Origin of the sequence: Paenibacillus sp. 3LSP (assembly GCF_032465655.1) — a bacterium.
In the GTDB taxonomy this organism is placed as follows: domain Bacteria; phylum Bacillota; class Bacilli; order Paenibacillales; family Paenibacillaceae; genus Fontibacillus; species Fontibacillus barengoltzii.
The window spans coordinates 30,405-52,986 of record NZ_JAWDJI010000219.1; the positions used below are offsets into that span (position 1 = coordinate 30,405).

18 protein-coding genes and 2 pseudogenes are annotated in these 22,582 nt (G+C 49.4%); 2 read left to right on the top strand and 18 right to left on the bottom strand.

The genetic code is table 11. The features are described from left to right. Positions 1 to 61: 61 nt before the first annotated feature. The 7 genes from RW092_RS19010 to RW092_RS19040 form a co-directional block, all read right to left on the bottom strand. Complete coding sequence (locus RW092_RS19010; protein ID WP_316010981.1) at positions 62 to 2,719, bottom strand: glycosyl hydrolase family 28-related protein; 2,658 nt, start codon at positions 2,717 to 2,719, stop codon at positions 62 to 64. Between the two features lie 114 nt (positions 2,720 to 2,833). Further along, on the bottom strand, positions 2,834 to 4,504 hold the full coding sequence (locus tag RW092_RS19015; protein ID WP_316010982.1) for an extracellular solute-binding protein: 1,671 nt from the start codon (positions 4,502 to 4,504) through the stop codon (positions 2,834 to 2,836). Further along, positions 4,501 to 6,873, bottom strand: coding sequence for a helix-turn-helix domain-containing protein (locus RW092_RS19020; protein ID WP_316010983.1), 2,373 nt, complete (start codon positions 6,871 to 6,873; stop codon positions 4,501 to 4,503). The genes RW092_RS19015 and RW092_RS19020 overlap by 4 nt, the downstream gene beginning before the upstream one ends. A gap of 267 nt (positions 6,874 to 7,140) precedes the next feature. Next, complete coding sequence (locus tag RW092_RS19025; RefSeq protein ID WP_316010984.1) at positions 7,141 to 8,271, bottom strand: glycoside hydrolase family 88 protein; 1,131 nt, start codon at positions 8,269 to 8,271, stop codon at positions 7,141 to 7,143. A gap of 44 nt (positions 8,272 to 8,315) precedes the next feature. Then, complete coding sequence (locus RW092_RS19030; RefSeq protein WP_406879538.1) at positions 8,316 to 9,227, bottom strand: carbohydrate ABC transporter permease; 912 nt, start codon at positions 9,225 to 9,227, stop codon at positions 8,316 to 8,318. Next, positions 9,208 to 10,131, bottom strand: a complete 924-nt coding sequence (locus RW092_RS19035; protein ID WP_028537757.1) for an ABC transporter permease — start codon at positions 10,129 to 10,131, stop codon at positions 9,208 to 9,210. The genes RW092_RS19030 and RW092_RS19035 overlap by 20 nt, the downstream gene beginning before the upstream one ends. A 61-nt stretch (positions 10,132 to 10,192) precedes the next feature. Beyond that, positions 10,193 to 11,848: an extracellular solute-binding protein gene (locus tag RW092_RS19040; RefSeq protein ID WP_028537756.1), complete on the bottom strand. Its 1,656-nt coding sequence runs from the start codon at positions 11,846 to 11,848 to the stop codon at positions 10,193 to 10,195. A gap of 298 nt (positions 11,849 to 12,146) precedes the next feature. Between RW092_RS19040 and RW092_RS19045 the strand changes: the two are divergent. After that, positions 12,147 to 12,404, top strand: a pseudogene (locus RW092_RS19045) (YdeI/OmpD-associated family protein); the annotation flags it as partial. Positions 12,405 to 12,424: 20 nt separating this feature from the next. On the opposite strand, the gene RW092_RS19050 reads toward RW092_RS19045, so the two are convergent. Beyond that, a complete protein-coding gene (locus RW092_RS19050) occupies positions 12,425 to 12,805 on the bottom strand; it encodes a hypothetical protein (RefSeq protein WP_139816661.1) in 381 nt (126 codons plus the stop codon). A gap of 68 nt (positions 12,806 to 12,873) precedes the next feature. Next, positions 12,874 to 13,728 carry a helix-turn-helix domain-containing protein gene (locus RW092_RS19055; RefSeq protein WP_316010985.1) on the bottom strand — a complete coding sequence of 285 codons (855 nt, stop codon included), beginning with the start codon at positions 13,726 to 13,728 and terminating at the stop codon, positions 12,874 to 12,876. Between the two features lie 107 nt (positions 13,729 to 13,835). Here RW092_RS19055 and RW092_RS19060 point away from each other — a divergent pair, with 107 nt between their 5' ends. Then, positions 13,836 to 15,002 (top strand): epoxide hydrolase family protein, encoded by a 1,167-nt coding sequence (locus tag RW092_RS19060; protein ID WP_028537750.1) that lies wholly within the window; start codon positions 13,836 to 13,838, stop codon positions 15,000 to 15,002. Between the two features lie 36 nt (positions 15,003 to 15,038). On the opposite strand, the gene RW092_RS19065 is transcribed toward RW092_RS19060, so the two are convergent. The 9 genes and pseudogenes from RW092_RS19065 to RW092_RS19105 all read right to left on the bottom strand — a co-directional run bounded on the left by RW092_RS19065 (position 15,039) and on the right by RW092_RS19105 (position 22,023). Next, the gene (locus RW092_RS19065) at positions 15,039 to 16,076 is read right to left on the bottom strand and encodes a Gfo/Idh/MocA family protein (RefSeq protein WP_316010986.1); all 1,038 of its coding nucleotides are present in this window, start codon (positions 16,074 to 16,076) and stop codon (positions 15,039 to 15,041) included. A 13-nt stretch (positions 16,077 to 16,089) separates the two neighbouring features. Further along, complete coding sequence (locus RW092_RS19070) at positions 16,090 to 17,058, bottom strand: sugar phosphate isomerase/epimerase family protein (protein WP_016311989.1); 969 nt, start codon at positions 17,056 to 17,058, stop codon at positions 16,090 to 16,092. A gap of 24 nt (positions 17,059 to 17,082) precedes the next feature. Then, on the bottom strand, positions 17,083 to 17,793 hold the full coding sequence (locus RW092_RS19075) for a ThuA domain-containing protein (protein ID WP_316010987.1): 711 nt from the start codon (positions 17,791 to 17,793) through the stop codon (positions 17,083 to 17,085). An 18-nt stretch (positions 17,794 to 17,811) separates the two neighbouring features. After that, positions 17,812 to 18,885 carry a Gfo/Idh/MocA family protein gene (locus RW092_RS19080; RefSeq protein WP_016311987.1) on the bottom strand — a complete coding sequence of 358 codons (1,074 nt, stop codon included), beginning with the start codon at positions 18,883 to 18,885 and terminating at the stop codon, positions 17,812 to 17,814. Between the two features lie 162 nt (positions 18,886 to 19,047). After that, positions 19,048 to 19,914, bottom strand: coding sequence for a helix-turn-helix transcriptional regulator (locus RW092_RS19085; RefSeq protein WP_316010988.1), 867 nt, complete (start codon positions 19,912 to 19,914; stop codon positions 19,048 to 19,050). 178 nt (positions 19,915 to 20,092) lie between these two features. Further along, positions 20,093 to 20,845 (bottom strand): sugar phosphate isomerase/epimerase family protein, encoded by a 753-nt coding sequence (locus RW092_RS19090; protein WP_316010989.1) that lies wholly within the window; start codon positions 20,843 to 20,845, stop codon positions 20,093 to 20,095. A 339-nt stretch (positions 20,846 to 21,184) separates the two neighbouring features. Then, a pseudogene (locus tag RW092_RS23870) lies at positions 21,185 to 21,253 on the bottom strand (TetR family transcriptional regulator); the annotation flags it as partial. A 150-nt stretch (positions 21,254 to 21,403) separates the two neighbouring features. Further along, positions 21,404 to 21,781: a retropepsin-like aspartic protease gene (locus RW092_RS19100; RefSeq protein WP_127576059.1), complete on the bottom strand. Its 378-nt coding sequence runs from the start codon at positions 21,779 to 21,781 to the stop codon at positions 21,404 to 21,406. Beyond that, positions 21,778 to 22,023, bottom strand: a complete 246-nt coding sequence (locus tag RW092_RS19105) for a hypothetical protein (protein WP_127576060.1) — start codon at positions 22,021 to 22,023, stop codon at positions 21,778 to 21,780. Before RW092_RS19105 ends, RW092_RS19100 begins: the two co-directional genes overlap by 4 nt. Positions 22,024 to 22,582 lie beyond the last annotated feature (559 nt).

The following is a 22,582-nucleotide window of genomic DNA, read 5'->3' on the forward strand; positions in this document are numbered from 1 at the left end:
GAGGAGCGCAAATGATCTGTTTGGCCTATTGTAGAGGGATTCCAGCCCTGATTATTCGACATTATTCAGCGTGAACCCAAACTTCAAGCAAGCTGTTCCACGTATTGATCTCGTTACCTTGCCCCACATATCGGATAAATTTTGCCGGCGTCGGCGTAAACTCAAACGTCTCCAGCTCCGTTTGTTTCTTGCTGGCCATCCCCGTTAGAACGGGTTCGAAATGCACGCCATCCACGGAGACCTCCAGATCAAAATAGTTCGAACGGGTGTGACCGTTATAAAACCACAGGCTCACCCCATCTACCGTCGTGACCTCATCCAGCTCTATCTGTAAATATTGGCCTTTCCCATCCGCCGACCAACGGGTGTCCGGATCACGATCCAGCGTGTTGCTCGGCACATTGCCGTCATCTGCGCTGGCCGATACTTTGGCAATTGCGGCTAAAGGTCCCTCCGGCTCAGGGATAGGTTCCAGCACCTCAAAGGTCTGGCGCGCTTCAACAATCACGCCTTGGAGCTGGCAGCTGGCAATGATATCAACGACACCGGGCCGTTCAGCGTAAAATGTATTCCCTTCGATATAGCCCACCTGTTCGTCACTAACCCGGTACGTTACCGGGATATTCAACTCGGAAGTGTTCACGACTTCTCCATTATCGAGCGTCAGGAAAGATTGCAGACGTCCGGTCTTGCCTGCACTGATCGCATAACCGGCGGAACGCCAGCCCGGTACGCTTTTGTCCGGAGCAATCGTAATATTCTCCGGCAGCACCGGCGTCTTCGCCACGCTGAACTTCACCCGAACCGTTTGTGTCTTTCCACGCCGTGTAATCGTAATTACGCCAGTTCCGTCGGTCCCTTTGGGTTGATCGATCTTGAGACGGGCATCCTTAGAAGCCGCCTGTGCAGATAGGATTGGGGTTTCTGTCGTGCCAAAGGGCAGTACGTAATCATATTGCGTTCGCAAAAATTGCACGCCCGCTACGGCTTCCCCGTTGACGAGGATCGATTGGAGACCTAATGCCTGGAGATCCAACCGTTGCTTCGTTTGATCCTTGTACAAGCTTTGCGGGAATAGCCGCTCCCCTTGCCCAACGCCTTCAACCCAATCAAACGGCGAGGTATCGGCATCCGGGATCGAGCCAACGATATCGACCTTCACCCCGTTCACTTTCCCTCGGGTACCGATGATATACCCGTTGCCAAACTGCTCCGATTCGATAATGACCCCAGGTTTACTTGAATGGGCAGCGATGCCTTTCGTATTCCAAAATACGCTTTCGGTTGTCACTACGCCGTGCCGGTTCGTCGCGGACGAGCCGTAATCCCTTGTAATCGCGGATATCGCGTCCCCGTTCACCGTGAAATTATCAATCAAATTGGCCATGCTCAAATACATGTGGAAGTCCGTGAGGTAAAAAGAGTTCTCAGAATACGAATCGAGCAACACATTGCCATTTGCAGAGAAATTGGCATAGGTGAAGCTGTGTCTCGCCCCAACGGCACGGCTGTTCTTAATCAGGTTATCGTTTCCGATGAATTGGTACAGGTAGCCGTTCCCGTTGGCTCCCCGGTATTGTGGATACTGCATCGTGACGTTGTCGACGGTAATATTTTTTGTCCGGTCTAAAATAATGCCCTTCGATAAAATATGGTAGGTGGCATTCCCCGGCGGCTTGTACGTGCTAACATTGCGGATCCAACTGTTAGTCACTGCAATCATGTTGATCGCTTTGGCATTATCAGATTCGTACCCGGCGGTTCCTTCCACTTTGAAATCATCTTCCCCAAGCCCCGGCTTCGAGTTCTCAATGTTCGCGATCGAGAAGTCCTCCAGACCAACTTCCGTAATGGGGGCTTCCGTTTTGGTAATCGTAATGTCATCGCGAAGCTTCAGAGGGTATCGGGTAGGGATATCCAGGGTCAGGGTTCTGGCCTTGGGATCAACCGCCACGATCTGCCGATAAAATATCGGCTCCACCTTACCTAGACGGGAAGCCCATTTATTCTGCATCCCATGCTCCTTCAGGAAGCCTTCCGTCGTCTCAAAGGTGATCACGACAAAGTCATCTACTTGAAAGCCATCCGTACTTTCTACGGGCAACAGCACCGTAGGTTCGGACACCGTTTTGCGCAGCTTGGTCACCGTGCTGGTCCGTTTCCAATCTCCATTGCCAACCCGGATGATGTCCTTTTGTTTCATAAACTCCTGCGCATTGTAAATATGCGTCTGTTGCTGCCCGTCCCCCTTAAGCACCACCCCGCTGGAGTGGATATTCAGAGCATAATCCTTCCCTTCCTGCGGTGTCACAAGGTACGTCCCTTTGGGAAGGTAGACCACGCCTCCTCCGCGCGCCGCCGCATCATCAATTGCTTGTTGGATGGCGCGTGTGGAGTCTGTACGCCCCGTAGGGTCCGCGCGGTACGGAGATTTCGTTACATTAATGCCCCGGTGCTTGTTAACGGAAGGAATCGGCATCTCACCTCTCCGATAGCCTGCATAGGAGAAGTCATGCAAGAATTGCCCCTCTTCCGTCCGGTATCCCGGATACCACCCCTTGGGATAAAGCAGGCTTCTCCCATCACGACCAAGAGACGGACCTTGATTGGCTGTAGGATTCGCTTCTTCAGCTGACACCGAGACAGCACCTCCTCCCGGAACAGCGAATCCGGCGACAACGGCGAGGGCGAGCAGCAGAGCGGGCCATCTTTTGCGCATCACATCATCTTCCTCCTTTGTATATGGGATTCACCCCCGATTGTAGAGTGAGAAAGCTTGTTTATCGATGCTCAAAAACGCCACTCGCGTTGCCATTTTATCCAAATCCAACCATCATCTCGCAGATAATGCCGCGTTATATCGATCAAGGGACTGTTGTTGGATTTGAATCGCCCGGTCGATCCCCATGGCGTGGATTTGCTCCACGTAACCTTCAAACGCATCCAGCGGCTCCATCCCATAGATGATCTTAAGCGACATCTCATCCACGAGGCGGTTCACGTCCTGCATAATGACCGAAAACTCCGTACTCTCCTCCTCGGTCTTCGGCAGTACCGGCAAGATGTGCAGCGCAGCGTCCGTGTCGGACCACAGCCGGGCAGCCTCCTGCTGCTCTGGCAACGCATAATACTGCTCCATATACCGTACATCTTGCACGAACGGACCAAAATAACTAGCCCGTGTATACATCGCCAGCGCTTGTGATGGAGCCCACTGGTTCGGATTGTTTAAAATGAGGTCGGTATAAGCTGGATAACCGTCCTTCATTTCATAGCTAACCCCTTCGATCCCAAAGTTGAACAGCATATGCCCCTCAGGGCTGTAACCATAATCCAGCATCCGGGCCGATTCCTCCACATGCTGATTGCTTGTTGAGATCGCAACACTGCCGCTGACTCCCGCGACCGGAGCAAGTTGACCAAATTTCGGACGATCCCCCTTTTTCAGTACCGGATAAGACGTCGGCGCCAGTTCGACCTTCGGGTCCCGGGCTCGCATCACCGGCAACCAAGTCCCGATTCCCGCCCCGGCGTTCCAGATGCCGGCGCCGCTGCGCCCGAGAATCATGCTTGTATCCTGGGTTTCCGAGTCCACTGCAGCAAGGTTGGGATCGATAAGCCCTTCCTGATACCAGTCGCGGAACAGTGCAAGAAACGCCTTGTACTCCGGCTCGATGGCGCCAAATTTGACCTTCCCCTGCTCCTGGTAGAAGTTTTTCTTAATCCCAAAAGCGCCAACGAATCCACCGCCTTCGATACCAAACAACGGATTGGGTACGCCAAGGAAGGTGAGCGGAGCCTCTGCTCCCTTCCGTTCTTTGAACGCCTTCAGCACATCATGCCATTCCTCGATTGTCTCCGGAATCTCAAGCCCAAGGTCATCCAGCCAATCCTTGCGGATGATCGGGCCTTGGTAAGTGCGAAGCCGCGGTTCACCCTGAATAAAAGGGAAAGCGTAGTAACTGCCGTTTGCAGTACGAACTTGGAGATCAATTTCGGGATGGGCTTGGAGATACTTTTTCAAATTCGGGGCATTTTGGTCCAGGATATCGTTAAGCCTCAGAATATAACCATCGTTCATTGCCTTCTCCGGGCCGCCCGGATAATTGATCCATTCATATTCGATCAAATCCGGCAGTTCTCCGGAAGCAAGCAGGACGCTGATTGCCTCCTTCCCTTGATTGGCTGGAGGCTGAATGAAATTAAGCTGGACTCCGGTTCTCCGTTGCCATTCTTGAAAGAAGGGAACTTCGCTGAACTTAGATTTGATACTGGCTGCATTTCCGTTGAGCTCAGCCCAATAGGTCAGCGTCACCTGTTCCTTCGCTTCTTTCCCGACCGATTGTTGTATCTCCTGTGGACTCTCCGCCGAAGCAGCGGATGACCCGTGGAAAGGCCTCACACTGGAATCACAAGAGCTCAACAAGACAAACAACGCCAGGATCACCACCATCGCGAGTCCTCGGTTTGCATAAGGCTGAACCTGATCTCGATTCCGACTCATACCGTAACCTCCTTCCCATTCATGCCGCTGATCTCTTTATATCTGCCTGGCGTGATGCCTTCATACTTCTTAAACACCCGAATAAACGTAGCGGCATCGTTATACCCCACTACTTTGGACAGCTCGCTGATCGATTCCGATTGCGCTCGCATGAGCTCCTTCGCCTTCTCAATTCGACATCGGTGGATGCTGTCCAGCAAGCCTTCTCCCGTCTGATTCTTGTAAAGCTTGGAGAGGTAACTGCCTTTCATCCCAAAATGATCACCAATCGCATTGACATTTAAGTTGGCGTCGTTATATCGTTCCGCGATATACGCCGACACTTTCTCGATCAGGTTGCGGAGCGAGTCCTCCCGTTCTCTTAACAGATGGCTTGCACGTTTGTCGGCGGCAAAGGTGCAGACCTCATGCAGCAAGCTTTGCAGAGCGCTTTGCATTTCCTGTACGGTATCACAGGCCAGCACCTCATCGATCCATAGCGGATAATCGGCCAGCCGGCAATCATCCTCATGTCCGCCAAGTTCATGGATGACCTTGATCATCGTACTTACCAAATTAAACATGAGGCATTTAGCCACGTTCAGCGACATCACCGGCTTCTCCAAATTCCGCTTCATGATCTCATTCATGTAATGACCGGCCTGTTCGGCATCCCCGGCTTTGATGAAGTTAATCAGCTGCTGCTCGGTCTGCAGCGGATAGTCATACCCATACAACCCACCTGTCGTCTCTTGCTGGATTTCCCCGTAAGCAATGATCCCTTTCTTCCCCAAAACCATCTTGTATTCCATCGCATCCACTGCTTCTTGATACGCCTCATGAATGCCAATCCAGGATGGATGGCGACCGCTGAACGAAATCGTCAGCTCCATCTCGTAACGCTCCAAGAATCGCTGAGCTTCCGCCGCAATCGCTCTCAAATCCTCGCTCCATGTCACGGAATCCGCCTGCAAATTCACCAGGCATACGATCATCTCGTCGACCTCGGCAACATAGCCCACATGTCCTCGCGTGGCAACCAGTTCCTCGACCACATTGGAGATGATCAGCTGAATCAGTTTGCTCCGTTCGCTTAATCCCACGCCAGGCAACTTGTCATAGAGCCGATCTTCATTTTCGATCACAAATAAAATAACGGCAAAATCCCGCGAATACAGCGGCATCTGAAAGGAACGGAACGATTCCTCATAAGGAACAAGCGGGTCGGTCTTCCCCTTCAGCAGTCGATAGATCAAATTCGAACGAAGCACCTGCTGATGCTTCTGGAGTTGCTGGGCAATCTCATTCTTCTCGCTCCGGGCCCGCTGGATCATGTGCTGGATAAACCGGAGCTCATTCGGTTCTCCAGGTACAGACTGCGACGTTTTGTCCTTCAACGACTCCACCAGCTGTTGGATAGGAGAATAATTACGGCGCATAAAAAACCACGTCAACACGCTGGCACCGACCAAGCTGACCAGGATGCTGATATACGTGAAATTGCGGACGTTCACGGCTTTTTCCCAATACAACCCGCTTGGGATGATCAACGCATATTTAAGATCCGATACCGCCGAATCCATATAGAACAGCTCCGATTCTCCGACCTTCGCCTGATCCAGCCTTACGCGGTTGCCCTCCATAAAGGGAAGCAGCTCCTCGGCAGGGTCCCGATTGGTCATCAGCACTTCGTCATTCTGATTGAGGATCATTAGCAGACCATCACTGAAGCCGGAGATCCCCTCAAGTGCCTGCTGGAATCGGCTCGTATCCGTCATCACCACAACGGTCCCGGTCTCTTGCCCATTTAGATCAGCAGGCAGCTGCGTGACATAAGCGATCGAGGATTCCGCAGGCCCCGCATTGAGGTGAGGGAGCACCATAAAGCGCTTTGTATCCGCTTCCAAAACTGACCGTTTCCATGTCTCCAAACTAAGGTCTCCGGTTTCGTGAATCGTATGAAAGGCGGTAGGGATATCCCGAATATTCCCCGCCCGGAGAACCGCATCCCCTTTTTTCCAGACTACGTAAAATTCATCGATCGTGGCGTACGACGTCTTGAACAGGCGGAACTCCTTGACAAGCTGATATGCGGTGTAAGGCGCTTCGGCGTCAGATTGGCTTGAGTACATCAAAGTTTGCAAGTTCGGACTCCAGGTCATCTCCATGTTGAGCCGCTTCATCAAATCGATTTGCGTATCGATCGTGTAGCGCATTTGCTTCAGCAATGAATCATTCGCCCGATGAATTTCGCTCTTTAATGCCGTATTGGCCTGAGCGTAAATGATGAGGCTGAACAGAATCGGCACAAACAACACTGCACTGTACGAAACGAGCCAGGTTACGATCACGCTTTCCCGTTTCCGCCACAAAGATTGAATGTTCAACATCCGTTCCTCCCCCGTATCCTTCTGGTTTGTAAATAAGCAGGTAACTGGGTTAATCGGTTCGTTAGTACGTTGGTACGTTGGCTTTATGCGTTTGTCAGTATGTCAGATCAAGACCTAATTATAACGTGTTTCCCCGGCCCAAGCCTATAGATAAAAAGTTCAATTCGATTGATAATTCTGCTTACAGGCCGTTCTGCAACCTATCCAATGCCAATAGCCCGAGGGACTTAGTCGTCCTTCGGGCTGATTATAATCGAGTTCAAGTTCTTAGAAAATTCGCCGCCTCCAACCTTGGAGCTTCGCCAAAGCTTCAACGAAGTAATAATCTCCATAGATCAGCGACACGTTCACGTTCTGATTCGCTGGCTTATGACCCGTGCCTTGAAGCAGGATCGCCTCATGCTTCGGCTCGTCCCAAGTAGCATAATTCGCCGCGAGGGAGCTTAAGATCCGCTCAGCTGCAGAGCGGTACGGTCGGCCAGTGGGTTCATCCAGCTGGTCGGCAAGCTCCAGCAATCCGGAGGCAGCGATCGCTCCGGCCGAGGTGTCCCGAGGAATTTCTTCCTCTCCGCCTTCGCGCACGGCCCGGAAGTCCCACGGAGGGACATTGTCCTCAGGCAAGCTGGCGATAAAGAAATTCGCCACCCGCTGGGCTGCACTTAAGTACACGGCATCATTCGTATGACGGTACGTATTCGTCAAGCCGTATAGCGCCCAGGCGTTCCCCCGGCTCCAAGCCGAGTCAGGACCCGCACCTTGCCCGCCTAATGCCCCCACACGTTCACCTGTTTCAGGATCAAACACCACGATGTGATGGGTCGACCCGTCCGCCCGTACGAATTGCTTCACAACCATATCTGCATGAGCCTTGGCGATATGCGCAAACCGCGGGTCGCCGCTTTCCTCAGAAGCCCAGAAGAGCAGTGAGATGTTCATCATCGTATCGATGATTGACCAGCCGGTCTTTTCGATGCCGTTCCAGGCCCTAAGATAGCCGCCCTTTGGGTTGAAACGACCGGTTAGGAAGTTTGCCGCGAACAAGCCTCGCCGCAAGGCGTCTTTGTCGCCGGTCAGTTTATACTTAAAAACCGCTGTCGGCAAAAAATGAAACCCAACATCATGATCAAAAGCATTCTCCTGCTGGAACAGCGCAAACAACCGCTCATCCCAAGACCAGGCCGCCTCCCGCCAACCTTCATCTCCTGTCATGTCGTACATCAGCCAAAGCATTCCCGGCCAGAATCCGGAGGTCCACCAGTCCAGCTTCGTATCATCATAAATCCCGTTTTGTCCTGCAACATGCGGAGCCTTGGTCCCCAAGGAATCCCTCATCTGCGACACCTTGGACTCCAACCGCGGCCAGATCTCCTGACCGATCGTATTTAAGGTCGTTGTCATGCTTCTCCTCCTCTACCTGTACTCGTGGATATCCCCTTCATCCATTACCCCTTCAAGGATCCGACCATAACACCTTTCACGAAATATCGTTGTAAAAAAGGATACACGCACATGATCGGAAACGTAGCCACAATGATCGTGGCATATTTAATCGTCTCCCCGATCTGGAACCGATCTCCAGCGGAGGCACCAATCGACATACTGTCCGTCGAGTTCGAGATCAGGATTTCACGGAGTACGAGCTGCAAAGGGAACAGCTCCCGGCTTCGAATGAATACCGAGGCGTAGAACCAACCGTTCCATTTATCTACAGCATAATACAAGATCATTACAGCAATCACGGGCATTGAGAGCGGGATGATGATTCGGAACAAAATCGTAAAATGGTTCGCTCCATCAATCTTGGCCGACTCCTCTAAACTGTCCGGGATGCCCATAAACGACGTCCGCATAATAATCAAATTAAACGTGCTGACAGCAAACGGGATAATCGTGGACCATAACGAGTCCAACAGACCTACGCCCTTGACGATCAGGTACATCGGAATTAAGCCGCCGCCGAAAAACATGGTGAACACGATGATGAACATAAAGACTTTGTTCCACATCACGTTTTTGCGGGACAAGACGTAAGCGCCCAGGGCGGTCATAAAAATATTCACGGTCACCCCAAACACGACGATAAACAACGTATTGCGAAACCCGATCCCGATACCTGGGTTGGCGAGCACAGCCCGATAAGCTTCCAGACTAAAACCGATCGGTTTCCAGAGGAACCCTTTATAGGCCAACAGGCGTGCTGGATCACTCAGCGAAGCTAACAGAACATAGACCAACGGATACAAAGTCGCGATCACGAGCAAAATGAGCAGCGTATAATTCACTACATTAAATAATCGATCCAGCCAACCGCTTTCCGTCTTCATCGCTTCCACCTCACCATAAGCTGTTTTCATTCACTTTGCGGCTGATGTAGTTCGCGGAGATGAGCAGCGCGAGATTGATCACCGAGTTAAATAATCCTACGGCCGAGCTGTAGCTCCAGCCAAATTCCAATAGCCCTTTGCGGTACACAAATGTGGAAATAACATCCGCCGTTTCGTAGGTAATCGGATTGTAGAGCAAAATGATTTTTTCAAAACCTACATTCAACAAGTTTCCGATCCGCAAAATAAACATGATGGTGATGACAGGCACCAGACCGGGCAAGGTGATGTAGAACATTTGCTTCAGCCGGCTCGCCCCGTCGATTCGCGCGGCTTCGTACTGCTCAAGATCGATACTCATCAACGCGGCAATATAGATAATCGATTCCCAACCGATCCGTTGCCAGATTTCCGACAGCACGTAGATCGGCCGGAACAGCTCTGGCTTTTGCAGCATCGCTTGACCATCGTATCCAAACAGCATGAACAGCCGGTTGATCAGTCCATCCGCATTCGTAAAGTCCGTAATTATCCCGCAGATGACAACTAAAGAGATAAAATACGGCATGTACGTAATGGTCTGCACGACCCGTTTGAAGTAGCGGCGGCGCACTTCATTGATCAATAAGGCCAGGATGATCGGTGCGGGAAATTCGAAGATTAACGTATATAAGCTGATGAGAACGGTATTTTTAAGCACTCGCAAGAAATAGTAGCTTCCGAAGAACTCTTCAAAATGCTTTAGACCTACCCAGTCGCTCCCCAAGATCCCCTTCACCGGGGTAAAATCCTTAAAGGCGATAATCGCGCCATACATCGGACCATAATGAAAAATCACGTAGTAGGCGATGACGGGAATCATCATGAGATACAAGTATTTGTTTAACCGAAAATCCCGGATGAACCGGCGTTTGAAGGACACGGGTTTATTCATGGGCTTTAGGGGTTCACCTCATTTCAAGTCGGGAGGGCAGATCCGCCCTCCCGCATGCTTCTTATCGGTTGTTGTAACGCTCCAGCGCTGCAGTTTGGATCTCGATTGCACGGTCCAGGCGAAGCGACTTCATTTTTTCTACATAACTTTCAAATTGGTCTGCGGATTCTTCCCCTAAAATGATCTTGATCGTCATCTCATCCACCAGCGTGTTAATGTCGTTCATAATCGTAGCGTATTCCGAGCTTTCCTCCGGCGTTGGCGTAATCGGCGGCAATTGGTATTTCGCGACATCGGTGTTCTTCCAGATTTCAATCGCATCCCGCTGGGTTTGCAAGGCGAAGAATTGCTCCGCATACCGTTTGTCTTGGACAAACGGTCCGTTGTAGCTGCCGCGGGCATGTAACGAGATCGCTTGCGCAGGTGCGAGCTTCTCTGGATTATTCATGAGCAAGTCGGTGTATTTCGGATATCCATCCACCATTTCGTAGCTGACGCCTTCTTCGCCAAAGTTAAAGAACATATGGCCTTCCTCGCTGTAGCCGTAATCCAGCATCCGCACCGCCAACTCCGGATCCTTGGCCGTTGTCGTGATGGCGACGGTGCCTTCAGAGGAGTACGGTTGGTTGCGCTGTCCGAATTTAGGCTTCTCGCCTTTGTTCAGCACCGGATATGGGGCTGCCACAAGCACGGCTTTCGGATCGTTGGCTTCAATCAGCGGCTGCCATTTCCCCATCCCGCCGCCGGCGTTGCCAATCGTTGCCCCCGTGGCGCCGGAGGCCAGGTTGCTGTCGAGCGCTTTCCCATCCACCGTCGCAATATTTTTATCGAGCAATCCTTCCTTATACCAAGACTGGAACAATCTTAAATACTCTTTAAATCCGGGCTCTGCAGGGCCAAATTTGACTTTGCCGTCCTCCTGGTAAAAGCCTTGCGTTACCCCGTAGGCACCTAGAAACGCCCCGTTGTAGGATTCATTAAAGAAGCGTGGCTTGCTGACCAGCGAGAGCGGAGCGGCAGCCCCCTTCTTCTCTTTAAACGCACGAAGCGTGGTCGTCCATTCGTCGATCGTTTCCGGCACCGGCAGGCCCAGTTCATCCAGCCAATCCTTACGGATCATCGGGCCTTGGAAGACCTGCAGGTACTCATCGCCCCGAATAAACGGGAAGACGTAATAGCTGCCGCTGTCGGTTTTCACCATCTTATCGATCTCGGGATGCTCCGCTAAATACTTCTTCAGATTAGGCGCGTACTTGTCGATCAGATCATTCAGGCGCAAAATATACCCGTCACTGATTGCTTTCTCCGGTCCGCCGGGAAAACTCATAAAGTTGTACTCGATCATATCCGGCAAATCACCCGAGGCCAGCATGACGTTCAACGCCTCGCGGGCTTGACCTGCCGGCGGTGCGGTAAATTCGAGCGAAACCCCCGTTTTCTCTTGCCACTTCTGGAAGAACGGGACATCGTTATGGGAATTCACGATCCCGATCAGGTTCCCGGTCAAATCCCCCCAATACGTTAGCTTCTTATCGGTTTGGATCGGATACGTTGTCGCAGTTTCGGTGACTGGATTGTTGCCGCCGGTATCTGCTCCCCCTTCATTCGATTTCGCGCTGTTCGTCTGCCCCCCGTTTGAGCATGCCAGCAGCATGGTGCCAAGCAAGCCGATAGCTAGGCCAGTGGAGACCCAGCGGGCTAAGGATTTTGTCTTCATATACCTTTCCCCTCCATGATTTGTGATGGGAGTGAACCCATCCTCAGCATACGAACGATTCGAAGAGCAGCCTATGGGCAAAACCTCCAATGGCATGTTGATTTCATTTGAGGCGGATTGATGATTTATGTAATGAGGTTGATGATCTATTCCAGCGGTCGAGTCAAATTAATCTCCACCTTTGTTTTCTCTCCTTTACATCAAAGTAAGGATAGGATAAACTGTGCACAAATTATGCAGTCGTACGCACTATTTTGATAGGTACTACCCGAAACTTATGGGAATGGCGGATTATCAGCAGGTTCTTCCCAATATGGCTCCCGAGGCTTTTCAAATTAATAAACAGATCGAACAACGGCTGCGAGAAGATCCGCAAGTCTACGAGAATTTCAAGAACTTCCCGGCGCTCTATCAACGAGTTCGGATCGATACGATCCAGAGCGTCCTCCAACAGCCGGAACTTTTTCAGCGCAGGCTGGATAAATTTATCGCCTGCACGAAAGCAAATCAAATGTACGGCCAATGGCATGATGGCGGACGATTGCTGGAGGTTTAGATACTTCAATCGCGCAGTAATCACTCTGTGGTAACCAGAACCATCTCTTGAGCTTGGGAGGTGTGATCACTGCCTAAGGCTTGAACTACGATACGGTCGTGCATGCTACGGCTGCCAAAGTTCCACGTGAATGACCATCCATCGCTTCCATCGAGGTCATAACCGAGGAGTTGCCGTTCTCCCCACGTTTCCGTCCCTGTAGGAACAACCCAAAACAATACGGTTTCGGTATTTAAGGCTTTCACCTGAAGGGTCATCGACTTCATACCGTCGCGAACAACCCACCAGCCTTCGTTATGCGGCAAATCCACGGTAACTTCAACAATTTGAGCTCGTTTATCCTGGGCTTGAGGTTCTTGGGGTTCAGCGGAATAGCTGCATGCCGATAATATCAAGGACATGAATAAAAAGAAGCCAACAAGATGTAATTTCCTCATCCTAACCTCCCCTACTAAAACGACTTATACTATTATTGCGCATTCGAAAAATGACGAGAAGTGTTCCGGTACGTTGTCGGGGATATCCCCTTCTTGGACGTAAACTGTCTAATGAAATAGGTATCGTATTCAAACCCCGTCGCACGTGCAATGTCGTTCAGATTCATATCGGTATGGGTTAGAAGTTCGCAGGCGACTTTCAAACGATACGAGAGCAAGTAACCCATCGCGGTTGAACCACATCTTGCTTGGAACAACTTGTTTAAGCTGACCCGGTTCAAGTGCGCAGCTTGAGTGAGATCCCCTAAGGTGATTTTGCGGGAATAGTTGGCATGAATGAACTCTAGCACTTGATCCACCGGGGAAGGCTCCCGAATTTGATTCAACTCCTCTAACAAGCCCAGAATCTGAATCAGATACTTCTTAATCCGACAGGCCCAGCGTTCATCGCTCTGTGCCATCACTTCCATCCCCAGGACAAAAAACCATTCAAAGATATGCGGATAAGCTTGACTCGTCATTCGGGGAATGATCGGATACGGTTCCACGCGTTGAAAAAACGATCGCCCGGTTTGGATACTTGGTGCTGACGGAAATAGGTCCTCCGTTTCAGCCACCCTAACGCTCCTCAAAAATTCAGGGTGAAAATGAAACGATTGGGCAGCTATACCTTGCATCTCGGTAATCTTCCAATCATCGCTTTCAACCAAACAGAGAATTGCTGGAGCTTCGATGGTAATCGGGTGATCGTTCAGGGTGCCTTGAAGGCTTCCAGAGGTAATCAAGACCAGGGAACGGCGCTCAGGATAAGGCAGCCGAGTGACCTCCTCCATCGGAACAAACTCAATGTTGACAATGCGGTTCTTATAGCGGTCTAGTAGCGGCATGGGCTTCACCTATCAAATCGTATAGTCAGATCCTTCATTTATGTCAGTGTATCATATCTACCCGAGGGATATAATGAGCGATATAGCAAGAGAAGGAGGGAAACGCAATGGCACCTATGCCGTATCGCATTCATGTTCCCGAAGAAGTTTTGGACGATCTGAACCATAGACTTCAGCATATCCGCTGGCCCGATCAGCCCGAACATACCGATTGGGAACGAGGAACCGAACTAAAGTATTTGCAATCGCTAGCTACTTATTGGAGAGATCAATTTGATTGGCGAGCCCAAGAAGCTAGATTAAACCGCTTCTCTCATTTCCGTAGCCGTATCGACGGGATCGATATCCACTTTGTGTATGAACGCGGGAAAGGCCCTAATCCCCTGCCATTGATCCTGACTCATGGATGGCCTGACAGCTTCCTTCGTTATGAAAAAGTCATCCCGCTCCTTACCGATCCGGCAAGTTACGGGGGCCGTGCGGAGGATGCTTTTGATGTGATTGTCCCATCCGTTCCCGGGTTTGGGTTCTCTAGCCGTCCTTCGCATCCGGGCACGAACAACGCCCAGGTTGCAGAGCTTTGGGCCAAGCTGATGACGGAGGAGCTAGGTTATAAGAAATTCGCTGCCGCTGGTGGGGACATCGGCTCTGGGGTAACACGGTATCTGGCCGCAAATCATCCAGAGCTGTTATACGGTATCCATCTCACGGACATCGGGATCATCCGGTCGCTCATGAACGCCTCAGGAGAGGAGCTCTCAGCTGAAGAACGGGAATATCAACAAGCTGCTTTGGCTTGGGTCGCTCAAGAAGGGGGCTATATGTCCATTCAATCTACTCGTCCCCAAACCTTAGCTTATGGGCTTTCCGATTCACCTGTTGGATTGGCCAGTTGGATTTTGGAGAAGCTGCGCGCCTGGAGTGATTGCAACGGGGATCTTGATCAAAAATACACCAAAGACGAGTTGCTCACCCATATTATGATTTATTGGGTAACGAACACGGCCGGCTCCTCAGCCCATATGTATTATGAAAATGCGCATACCCTTCCGCCTCTCGGATACATCGAGGTTCCAACTGCTCTCGCGTTGTTTAAAAAGGACATTTTGCCTCCGCCTAAGGCATGGGCTAAACAAAACCTAAATATCACGCGTTGGACAACCCTCCCCCGCGGCGGTCATTTTACCGCCATGGAGGAGCCGGAGCTGATGGCCAAAGACCTTTGGGCGTTCTTCCGATCATTTCGAGCGTCCCATCAAACAGCAAAAGGCTAACCGCAGAGGCGGTTAGCCTTTCAACTTGCTATAGCATTATTTTTTATGATTGGATTGTAAAATATCATCCATCAGCTTCATAACCCTGCGAACTTCAGCATTCTTCACGATGGGCTCAGCGCCTTCGCGTACAACTTCATAGAAGTTCTGATAGAACGGTACGAAATCCGCTCTAGGCTCAGGGAAATCCAATTTCTCCGTAGCTTCCTCCGAAGGAGGCGCCATCGTCTTCGTGAGTCCTACGCCCGCTTGGATCGGGGTTGGAGCTGCCACATCCTCACGGCCGGTAGCTGCGATGATCTCGCCGGACAGATCCCAATCGTTAATCTTCGCTGTCCCTTCAAGGCCCTTCACATACCAACGCGGAAGCTTGGTATAGTTGGTGGTGCCGACTTCGACCAACGCCTTGACACCATTCTCAAAGGTAATGTAGCAGATGAATCCGTCATCAACTTCATCCCCTAAGATGTAGCTTAAATCCGAAAATACGCTTTGAACCGGGCTGTCGACCAGCCACAGCAGTTGGTCCAACAGATGAACGCCCCAGTCCAGGAGCATCCCGCCGCCGTGCTTCTTCAAATGACGCCAGTCGCCTGGAATGCCGTTCGCCCCTTGAACGCGGGATTCGATTTGAAAAATCTCCCCAATCGTTCGGTTCTGATACAACTGGCGAATGATAAGGAAATCCGGGTCCCATCGCCGATTTTGGTGAACCATAAAGACCTTGCCCGTCTCTTCCGCCACCGCCAAAATCTCATCCAGCTCTTCGGTATTCATTGCTACCGGCTTTTCGCAAACCACATGTTTACCAGCTCGCATCGAGCGGATCGCGATTTCCTTGTGCGAATCATTGGGTGTCGCGATTAAGACGGCTTCGATGTTGTTATCAGTTAATACTTCCTCCGAGCTGCCATAAATATGCAGGCCTTTGCTCTTGGAGATTTGCTGTCTTTCTCCGGAAATATCGTAGGTTCCCACGACATGAAAGCGAGAGCTTTCTGCCGGAATGAGGCTGTGGGCATGATAAGAGCCCATCCCGCCATAGCCGATGACGGCAAAATTGATCTTCGACATCTTGCTTGCTCCTTTACGCCCACCACATGGCAGAAGGCTGCTCATGGATCATGATGGATTTCAAGTTCGTAATGGCACGTGTGAGGCCTTCATCCACTGACATAATTGGGTCTTCATGCTCGATGCTGAGCACATAATCGTAACCATATACGCGCAAAGCGGAGATGATATCCGACCATACCTTCAAGTCATGACCGCAGCCCACCGAACGGAACGTCCAAGCCCGTGTCTTCACATTGCCATAAGGCTGCATGTCCGTTAACCCGTACATGTTGATGTTATCTTGATCCAGATACGTATCCTTCGCATGGAAGTGATGAATTGCACCAGCTTCGCCAAGGATCTTCACCGCAGCAACTGGATCAATCCCTTGCCACCACAAATGGCTTGGGTCCAGGTTACAACCGATCGCTTTACCGGTCGCTTCACGCAATTTCAGCATGGTGTACGGCGTATGAGCCAAGAAGCCGCCATGGAGCTCGATCCCGATTTTCACGCCAGCCGCTTCCGCTTCTGCGTTGATCTCCTTCCAATACGGAATCAGCTTCTGTTCCCATTGGTAATTGTAGTTATCGTCGTATTCGGTTGGCCAAGGCAAGACCGGCCAGTTCACTTGGGTATCCCCGGGTTTCCCGCCGGAAACGCCGGAGAATCCGTTGACGACCGGAACGTTCAACAAGCTGGCCAGCTTAATCGTTTTGCGCAGCAAAGTGTCTGCTTCGGCAGCTACTTCCGGGATCGGGGAGATCGGATTGTTGTGACAGCTGAGCGCAGAGATTTCGAGGCCTTTGTCCGCTAATTTGGCAAGATATTCTTTACGCTCATCGCTGCTTGCCAGCAATTTGTCGATATCTAAATGAGCGTTGCCTGGATAACCGCCGGTTCCGATTTCAACCGTCTGCAATCCTTTTTTGGCTACTTCTTCAATCATCTCTTCAAAGCTTAAATGATTAAACAAAGGTGTAAATACACCGAGTTTCATTGCTCTCACTCCTACTGGTTTACCTTATTTTTCGCGTGCTTCATAGTGTCCGTATACAGGGTACAGGTTCTGGGTAGGTGCGCACCAGCGGATCCCGTTCTTAATGACCTTCTGCACTTTTTCGTTATAGTAGCTTGGATACGTTTCATGGCCAGGTTGGAAGTAGAAGATCTTCCCGTTCCCCCGCCGGAACGTACAGCCGCTGCGGAACACTTCGCCTCCCGGGAACCAGCTCACAAAAATCAATTCGTCCGGTGCCGGAATATCAAAATGTTCCCCGTACATCTCTTCCTTCTCCAATTCGATAAAATCACCGATGCCTTCAGCAATCGGGTGGCTCGGGTTCACGTTCCAAATGCGGCTATGCTTCCCGTCTTCGCGCCATTTCAGGTCACAAGAGGTTCCCATCAGTCTTTTGAAAATTTTGGAAAAATGCCCCGAATGCAGCACAACCAGCCCCATACCTTCCAGCACCCGTTTATGCACGCGTTCCACGATTTCATCCTGGACTTCATCATGGGCCATATGCCCCCACCAGATCAGGACGTCCGTATCTTCTAGCACTTCTTCCGTCAGGCCGTGCTCTGGTTCGTCCAACGTTGCCGTATTGACTTTGAATTGATCCTCACGCAGAAACTTGGCGATTTGCCCGTGAATCCCTTCCGGATATACTTCTTGAACGACTTGGTTGGTCTTCTCATGCCGATACTCGTTCCACACGGTGACTTGAATCATGAATATCGCTCCTTGATTTTAGAGGTAAACCGGCTCGCCGGTCTTCGAGGATTTGTAGATCGCTTCAAGGATTTCCGTAACTACCAAAGCTTCTTCCGGTTTCACGACTGGCTCGGTATCATTAAGGATTGCCTGAATCCAGGATTGGGCTTCAAGCACTTCTGGTCTTTCCCCTGCTCCGTCGTAGAAGGCTACGCCGCCGGTCTGCAGCTCGATCTTCTTCTCATACAACAAGCTGTGGTCTTCCCCGTTGATCGTCAGGCCATTGTTCATATCGGCGCCCGCTTTCGTACCGCACAGCGTCGTTTTCGCTTCCTTCACGTCCAGGCTGTTTAACGCCCAGCTGGATTCCAGGAAGATGGTGGCCCCGTTTTCCATCACGACAAAACCAAATGCAGAGTCTTCTACAGTGAATTTTTCCGGATCCCAAGGTCCCCATGCATTGGCTGCATTTTTCGTTTGGGACAATTTATGATACGTTTTCCCTACCACGTACTTCGGCTTGTAGTTGTTCATCATCCAGAGCGTCAGGTCTAAGGCATGGGTACCGATGTCGATCAACGGACCTCCGCCTTGCGCCTCCTCATCCAGGAATACGCCCCAAGTAGGTACCGCGCGACGACGAATCGCATGAGCTTTAGCAAAATAAATTTCACCCAATCCGCCCTCTTCACATACTTGATGCAGATATCTCGAATCCGTCCGGAACCGGTTCTGATAACCGATCGTTAATTTTTTGCCGGTACGTTTCGACGCTTCGATCATGCTTCTAGCTTCTTCCGCTGTCTTCGCCATCGGTTTCTCACACATTACATGGCAACCGGCTTCCATCGCTGCAATCGAAATCACCGCATGCGAGGAGTTCGGCGTACATACGTGAACAACATCCAAATCCGTGTTCGCTAACATCGTTTCATAGTTATCAAAAACCTGCGCATCCGCAGTACCAAATTTCTTCTTCGCTTCCTCCGCACGTTCTACGACAATATCGCAGAAGGCTACCATTTCTACTTCTTTGACCTCGGAAAGTGCTGGCATATGCTTGCCGTTTGCAATCCCGCCGCATCCGATAATACCAACTTTTAGTTTCATCTTATCCCTCCTGAAAGCGTTTCTATTGTCGAATTCATTATAGCCAAATTTATAACTGCTTTCTTCCCAATTTCCTCGCATGATACTCCCGAATATTGCCCTCCGGTTCAAAAAACAAACAAGGGCTTCTACCGAGAATAAACTCGTAAAAGCCCTTGATCTTTAAGACTCTATTAGATTTTTGCGATACTGCAGCGGCGATTGTCCAACCTCATCTTTAAACACATGATGGAACGTTTTGACGCTGGCGAAGCCGGCTTTATCGGCGACTTCCGCCATAGGGATATTTTCGTTGGCCAAAATAAACTTTGCTTGATTGATCCGATACTCCGTCAGGAACTGCATGAACGTCTGCCCAGTATTCGCCTTAAAGAATCGAGTGAAATAGTACGGACTAAAGCCCACGAATTTCGCCACGTCTTCTAGGGTAATCACTTCCCGATAACGATTTTCCACATATTCAAAGACTTGATTCAGCAAATCCAAGGTTTCTTTGTGCTGAATGGTGGATCGCTTGCTGGGCAAGTTTGAGGTTTGGTGTCTTGGCAAGTGCAAATAGAACTCGCCGATTAATTGGTACAGATACCCGAGGGTCAAATAATTCATGCCCATCGGTTTCGTCTGTTCGACTTCATATAAATGAATTAACAGCTCCGTCGCCTTCTGGGCTAACCCCTGCGGCCAGTTGCGGCTAAGCGGCTCGCCAGTCTCGAAGAGATTTAATAAGGAGTCCTCCGATATCCGCAGGATTCGCTCATCAAACAGCTTCAAATTAAACTGATAGACATACCGTTCACTCTCAGGCGAAGCCAAGAAATAATGGGCCTCCCCGCTAGGAAAAATGAAGATTTCCCCTTCCTCCAGCTGAACGATCTCTTCCCGAACGCCGATGTTCACCTTGCCTTTTCGGGAATAGATGATTTCAATTTCTTTATGCCAATGCGGATAGACAATCGTCATTCCGTCATTTTGGAACGTTCGAAACAAGAGGGAATCCTGAAACTCCGGGATTTCCAAGTACTCGCTCATAAACCTGATGACTCCCTGTACGTTGGATTTTGTCGTGTTCAGTTTGATTATAAGGGGCATCACTTGTCCGGACAACCCGAGAGGGGATTTACCTTTATTTTTTACACTTATGATTAGAAATGTACATGAAAAAACCACCCTCTGCATCTTAGCTTTGGATGGGTTAATATAATTCCTTCTATGCTGAATGAACCTCATCCACCATCGCCCGAAGACGCTGGCAATCAATCGCTGTAGCCTCTAACGGCGGATAGTTCTGAAACTCCTCTTGCTCCACAATTAACCATGGAATATCGATCTGCTTGGCGATCTGGACGTATTCCTTCATCGGCAGGACGCCGGAGCCAATTTCCGTGCTTTCCCGAGGAGAATCCTGCATATCTTTCATATGAAATAGACCAATCCGATCCTTATGCGTCTCTAGCCAAGAAAATGCGTCCACGCCGGCATCTGCCAGCCAGTATAGATCCACTTCCAGATCAATGTGCTTCGTACGTTGCACCATTTCAGCCAGAATGTCTACGCCGGAGATCTCCGAGAGTTCATTGGCATGATTATGGTAATAGAACTCGAAGCCTTCAGCCGCGGCCTTTGTTGCAACCTCCTCCATTTTGCCAATGAAGATGTGCCAATCTTCCAAGGTCTGGAAGCTGGCATAAGGAATCACAAGCCGAGAATTGCCAATCTCCTTCTCGAAGGCCAACGTCCCCTCGAAATCCCGTTCCAAAGCCTCAAAAGAAAGATGCGAAGCCGCGACCTTTAATCCCAGTTCCTCTAAGTAACCTTTGACTTCAGCAGCACTTTTCCCATGATAACCGGCAAATTCAACGCCGTCATAACCGCTTTCTTTTACTTTTTTGAGCGCCTCATAAAAGTCGTCTTTGCATGCATCCTGAATACTCCATAATTGCAAGGCAATTTGGGGTTTCATCGAACCTCCTCCTTTCACGAGTCCATTATAGCGAAATCACCTCCCACATTCTTCCCGCTTTCTTCCGAAAAGCTCCTGAATAATGCGCTTTCATTAGCGATATAATAAAAAGCCACAACAAGAATATCTTGTTGCAGCCGGTAGATCATGAACTTCTTTCTATTAATTTGTTTGGAACAACTGAGGATACAATGCTTGAATGCCGCCAGCAAAGTCCTGTTGCACTTTACGGCTAAAGTCATCGGCGACAATTTCGTATTTGTTTGCCTCAATCCCATCGATGGCAATCTTCGCAATATCCGCAGGACTTGCTTTTGGTGCTTTTACATTTGCAGTCCGATCGACCAAATCCTGAATGGAGGTTCGCTCAAATCCTTTCTCCCAGAACAATTCCATCGCTTGCTGCAGTGCGGTCTCCTGATCAAATTCCCTTGGTCACTCCATTCTAAGCTCCTCCTTTCTTCTTCATCATACAAGTTTGAGAATGATTAATAAAGAATGATCGATTAATGAATACTATTGTTCCGACTACCGTCAAAAACAAAAAAACTTCCATCTTTATTGCAGACGAAGTTCTAAGGTGTTTAGGTCAATTTTGAATTTTCCTTCCATTAATATATCAAGTCCTAGTAATCCATTAATGTGCTCGTATGGAAACGACATAAAGTCAATGAATGCATTCTCTATTTTAAGTTCAGCTATCTGAATGGAGTCTACTTTCTTAACATAAGAATGCTCTTTTCCACCAATTCCATAGCTGGTATATATCTCATCCCCAGCCTGCACTCGAATGCCTAAATCATCAACAGCATCCTGTGAAATTAATGTGTGACTCGCTCCCGTGTCAATCACGATATTATCAATCGTCTTTGAGCGGCCTTCATAAGAAAGTAAAATTGTCGTAAAGAGCAATCCATCTCGATATTCAAATTTCATTTTATCTTGCTCCTTAACCCAATACTTTTTCTAATCCTTACAATAATCTTGTCATTGGATGTATGATAAACCAAAGTATTGTCCTTGCTATTTAGTAGTTCATAAGTAGCATCTTCGTCACGAACAGGTCCAATTACAGCTACTTCAGAAACAACTTCTTTATCGTCAATTTTATTGAATTGGAGAACTTCGAATTTAACAAATTGATTTGGATAAATGGCTCTAACTTCATCCCATTTCATAAGTTAATTCCTCCAATTATTTTTCTTAATTGTATCATAAACAAGATGGACATGTCGGTTAGATATAAATTCACATAAACGGAATAACCATCTCTTAGTAAATTATTGTTACCCTCAAATAACTTGTAGGAAGTTATCCACGCCTCCGCCTCCTCTTCCTCAACACAAGTTTAATCGAAAGAATGAAGGTGAATTGGAATTTTATGAAGTATTCGCATAATTTTACGAGTCCGCGATCAAACATGGAGCACGGCCGGGTATCAGTTGTTTCCTTCCCCACATTACTCCTGCCACCGAGACATTGAAACTGGATATTGATCCGAAAAATAAACCCACTTTTCTCACTTCCTCTTGTTTTCGATAAAGCTGTTCGCCTGAAACTTAACCATCAAACATTCTCTGTATGATATAATGTATTAAACGCATTGTTTGTGACCATATCCTTATTTAAGGAGATGATTCTTATGTCTATAAGCAAAAATGAACTTAATGAATTAATTGAGCGTTTTGCATAATTCCGTTTCAGAGAAGAAGCGATAGCATATTCACTGTATGTACC

Excerpts from the sequence above, each read along its gene's own strand:
- RW092_RS19055 (WP_316010985.1), bottom strand. The coding sequence starts at position 13,728 with ATGCCGCTACTAGACCGCTATAAGAACCGCATTGTCAACATTGAGTTT.
- RW092_RS19100 (WP_127576059.1), bottom strand. The coding sequence starts at position 21,781 with ATGAAATTTGAATATCGAGATGGATTGCTCTTTACGACAATTTTACTT.
- RW092_RS19090 (WP_316010989.1), bottom strand. The coding sequence starts at position 20,845 with ATGAAACCCCAAATTGCCTTGCAATTATGGAGTATTCAGGATGCATGC.
- RW092_RS19015 (WP_316010982.1), bottom strand. The coding sequence starts at position 4,504 with ATGAGTCGGAATCGAGATCAGGTTCAGCCTTATGCAAACCGAGGACTC.
- RW092_RS19050 (WP_139816661.1), bottom strand. The coding sequence starts at position 12,805 with ATGTCCTTGATATTATCGGCATGCAGCTATTCCGCTGAACCCCAAGAA.
- RW092_RS19060 (WP_028537750.1), top strand. The coding sequence starts at position 13,836 with ATGGCACCTATGCCGTATCGCATTCATGTTCCCGAAGAAGTTTTGGAC.
- RW092_RS19040 (WP_028537756.1), bottom strand. The coding sequence starts at position 11,848 with ATGAAGACAAAATCCTTAGCCCGCTGGGTCTCCACTGGCCTAGCTATC.
- RW092_RS19035 (WP_028537757.1), bottom strand. The coding sequence starts at position 10,131 with ATGAATAAACCCGTGTCCTTCAAACGCCGGTTCATCCGGGATTTTCGG.
- RW092_RS19105 (WP_127576060.1), bottom strand. The coding sequence starts at position 22,023 with ATGAAATGGGATGAAGTTAGAGCCATTTATCCAAATCAATTTGTTAAA.
- RW092_RS19075 (WP_316010987.1), bottom strand. The coding sequence starts at position 17,793 with ATGATTCAAGTCACCGTGTGGAACGAGTATCGGCATGAGAAGACCAAC.
- RW092_RS19080 (WP_016311987.1), bottom strand. The coding sequence starts at position 18,885 with ATGAAACTAAAAGTTGGTATTATCGGATGCGGCGGGATTGCAAACGGC.
- RW092_RS19065 (WP_316010986.1), bottom strand. The coding sequence starts at position 16,076 with ATGTCGAAGATCAATTTTGCCGTCATCGGCTATGGCGGGATGGGCTCT.
- RW092_RS19020 (WP_316010983.1), bottom strand. The coding sequence starts at position 6,873 with ATGTTGAACATTCAATCTTTGTGGCGGAAACGGGAAAGCGTGATCGTA.
- RW092_RS19070 (WP_016311989.1), bottom strand. The coding sequence starts at position 17,058 with ATGAAACTCGGTGTATTTACACCTTTGTTTAATCATTTAAGCTTTGAA.
- RW092_RS19025 (WP_316010984.1), bottom strand. The coding sequence starts at position 8,271 with ATGACAACGACCTTAAATACGATCGGTCAGGAGATCTGGCCGCGGTTG.
- RW092_RS19010 (WP_316010981.1), bottom strand. The coding sequence starts at position 2,719 with ATGCGCAAAAGATGGCCCGCTCTGCTGCTCGCCCTCGCCGTTGTCGCC.
- RW092_RS19085 (WP_316010988.1), bottom strand. The coding sequence starts at position 19,914 with ATGAGCGAGTACTTGGAAATCCCGGAGTTTCAGGATTCCCTCTTGTTT.
- RW092_RS19030 (WP_406879538.1), bottom strand. The coding sequence starts at position 9,227 with ATGAAAACAGCTTATGGTGAGGTGGAAGCGATGAAGACGGAAAGCGGT.